Raw genomic sequence first — 639 nt, 5'->3', positions numbered from 1 at the left:
GATAAAAAGAAAAAAGAATCAAACCATTATAGTTTGAATTTCTTCTTGATAATTAATACGATCAATATAACGATAAGTATATCTAACATGTTGTTCTCCTTAAATGTTCTTTACAAGCCAAATAACCAATAGTACGATGAGCCAAGCTCCGCTAGTGATTAGTGTCATGAATAAGTGAAATAAGATTTTTAACATAGTGATGTTCTCCTTAAATTTTGTTCTTAATTTGTTCATTATACGCGTTGTTTTTCTTGCGTTTGTATGTGAAAAAGATAAAAAAAAAATGAGCACTTTTAATGCTCTATCCTGAATAGCCTGCAATTAATACTGCGGCAAATCCAATCAAGATGATTAAAAATGCTATGATTTCTGTTGTATGGTCTTGTTTCATTATAGACCTCCTTTTCTATTATACGCCTTGTAATACATGCGAAAAAAAAGAAACGTATATGACTTACGGGAATCGAACCCGTGACCTCTATATTATTAGTGCTCTCCCTTCTGAGCTAAAGTCTATTTCTTCACTATAGTCGTTGTTTTTCTTGTGAAAAGGCAAAAAGAAAGACCCCTTGTATTATCAAAGGGCCAATCTTCTTAGTAACAGAGTCCGGTACGATAATTATCTGAGAGTCGTTTGAC

Annotated in this window: 1 tRNA gene; it reads right to left on the bottom strand. The window is 32.6% G+C overall.

The features are described 5' to 3' along the window. Positions 1-448 precede the first annotated feature (448 nt). Positions 449-517: transfer RNA gene (locus tag N1032_RS25995), tRNA-OTHER, on the bottom strand. Between the last annotated feature and the right edge of the window lie 122 nt (positions 518-639).

This window comes from Herbiconiux daphne, assembly GCF_024979295.1.
Lineage (GTDB): Bacteria > Actinomycetota > Actinomycetes > Actinomycetales > Microbacteriaceae > Herbiconiux > Herbiconiux daphnes.
The sequence above is the reverse complement of the archived record's forward strand: the minus strand, read 5'-3'. Positions and strand labels throughout refer to the sequence as shown.